The organism is Komagataeibacter oboediens (genome assembly GCF_003207815.1).
GTDB classification, from domain to species: domain Bacteria; phylum Pseudomonadota; class Alphaproteobacteria; order Acetobacterales; family Acetobacteraceae; genus Komagataeibacter; species Komagataeibacter oboediens.
The window spans coordinates 1-2373 of record NZ_NKTX01000150.1 but is presented as its reverse complement, the minus strand read 5'-3'; the positions used below and the strand labels follow the sequence as shown (position 1 = coordinate 2373).

Genomic DNA, 2373 nt, shown 5'->3' with positions numbered 1-2373 from the left:
CTGGACCGGCATTCTGCAGTCAGACGCCTATGCGGGTTATAATACTCTGGCGAAACCGGGACGCCAACCCGCGCCGGTTGTCTCCGCCGGATGCTGGGCCCACGGACGCAGAGGGCTGTTCAAAATCGCCGAGAGGGACAAGGCGCCCCTCGCCATAGAGGCAGTAGGCAGGATCGACGCCATATTCCAGGCCGAGCGCACCATCAACGGTACGCCCCCAGAACATCGGCTGGCAGTCCGTCAAACAGACATAGCCCCTCTGGTCGACGATCTGTTCGACTGGATGCGGGAGTGTTGCCGGCGCATGTCGACAAAAAATCCCGTTGCCCACGCCATGAACTATTTTCTCAGACGTGCCGATACATTCACACGATTCCTCACTGACGGCCGGATCTGTCTGACGAACAATGCAGCAGAACGCGCCCTGCGCGGCATCGCCCTGGGCAGGAAAGCCTGGTTGTTCGCCGGGTCCGATCGTGGCGGAGAGCGCGCCGCCGCCATGTATTCCCTGATCGTCACCGCGCGCCTGAACGATGTCGATCCCCATGCATGGCTCGCTGATGTCCTGGCACGGATCAATGACATCCCCAATCCACGCCTCCATGAACTCCTGCCCTGGCACTGGAAAGCCCACCAGCAGGTCCACAATACCATCGCCGCCTGAATACGCCCGCGTCTCTCGCCGGATGGTTACGAATGTACGGCCGAGCAGGCCTATACCTGGACAAAAGGCAAAGCATTATACGCCGCTGGAGTCCAATTTCCGGACTTCGAATATCAGGGAAAGAGCTACCACCCGGGACAGGCCAACAATTTCTATATCTTTCCGGCAATCGGCCTCGCCGTTTACGCGACCCGTCCCGCGCGGATCACGGACGATATGTTCATCACCGCCGCCGCCGCGACAGCGGATCAGGTGGGGCCGAGCGCACGCGAGCATGGCATGCTGTTCCCGCTCCAAGCCAACATCCTGGAGACCGAAGTGACGACCGCCACGCGGGTTGCGGAGCATATCTTCGATAGTGGACAGGCCACCGTCGAGCGTCCGGAAAATATCCGCGCCTGGATCGAGGGGCTGCTCTACAAGCCGGTCTACAAGGAACTCTGACACACCTAAGTCATCCCCGGTGATCGGCTCGAGCCGATCACCGGGGATGATGACGCCTTCTCTCACCAACCCGGAGCAGATCCGTGAATCTCGTGATACTCGTCGCCGCCATCGCTCCGGTTGTCCTCATATTCGGGCTGGGCTATCTGGCCGGGAAGTACAAGGATTTCGATCACGATCAGGCCATCGGTTTCAGTCATTTCGCGCTGAAATATGCCCTGCCGGTTGCGCTCTTCCTCAGCATGGCGACCTTCAAACGCGACTTGCTCCTTCAGCAGGGGCCACTCGTTGTGGTCATGATCATCGGATATTCGCTCTTCTTTGGCGTGAGCTATCTCGTCCTGTGCATGATGACGCGCGACCGGCTCACCGCAGTCCTCCTCGGCTATGCGGTGTCCTCCACAGCCGCACCGATCTATGGCCTGACGGTCCTCGATCCAATCTATGGCGATACGGTCGGCGGCGGCGTAGTCGGTCTGGCTGCGGTTGTCACAAACCTCTTACAGGTTTCAGTCGTCATCTACCTGCTCGAGAGCGCGTCCAGGTCAGAAACGTCGAGACCCTCGTTGGCCCGAACGCTTGGAAAAACGATCAAGAACCCCCTTGTGTGGGCACCGGTGCTGGGCACCATCGTGTCTCTGTCCGGTCTGACGATGCCGCCGGTTTCCGTGTCCGTGCTCAAGCCTCTAGCAGTCTGCGCACCAGGAGCGGCGATCTTCGCCTGCGGGCTCGCGCTTGCGTCTTATTCCCTTAATCTCAGATCTAGGACCGTTATACTGGGATCGCTCGTCTGTGTCGTCTTGCAACCAGCAGTCTTCTTCGTCGCCCTCAAGGCATGGGGACTAAAATCCGCTATGGCGAAAGCAGCTTTTGTCGCAAGTGCGATGCCTACCTCCACACCGTCTGCCCTGTTTGCCCAGCAGTATGGGAAGTGCGAGGTAGAAACAGCCAGCATCATGCTGCTCACGACGCTCGGCATGGTCGTCGTCATTCCCGCCACTGTCGCTATATGCGAGTGGATATAACGCAAAAAAATAGATGATTGGAAAAGTTCTCTGGTTTTAAGACCTGCCCTATGATTACAATTCCATGCACTGATTGGAGAAAATGAGTCCTGAAAAGGTCTGTTTTCCGTTTTGAGAAGCGTTTTGCTCATTTGAGTGCTCTAGCAGCCTGTCGGGTTGGGTTACCCAGTGAAGGGGTAAGGTTGTAAGGTGGTGAGATGAGCAGCTTCATCCCGTTTGACCGGTCTCAGCCGTATCTTC

The 2373-nt window shown here is 57.9% G+C and carries 2 protein-coding genes and 1 pseudogene; all 3 read left to right on the top strand.

Translation table 11 applies throughout. The features are described 5' to 3' along the window. Nucleotides 1-664, top strand: a 664-nt coding sequence (gene tnpC, locus CFR80_RS17725) for an IS66 family transposase (RefSeq protein WP_110507823.1), incomplete at its 5' end; no start/stop codon positions are given. Between the two features lie 30 nt (nt 665-694). Then, nucleotides 695-1108: pseudogene (locus tag CFR80_RS17720) on the top strand (malic enzyme-like NAD(P)-binding protein); the annotation flags it as partial. An 83-nt stretch (nt 1109-1191) separates the two neighbouring features. Next, nucleotides 1192-2133 carry an AEC family transporter gene (locus CFR80_RS17715; RefSeq protein ID WP_019087324.1) on the top strand — a complete coding sequence of 314 codons (942 nt, stop codon included), beginning with the start codon at nt 1192-1194 and terminating at the stop codon, nt 2131-2133. The last annotated feature ends 240 nt before the right edge of the window (nt 2134-2373 follow it).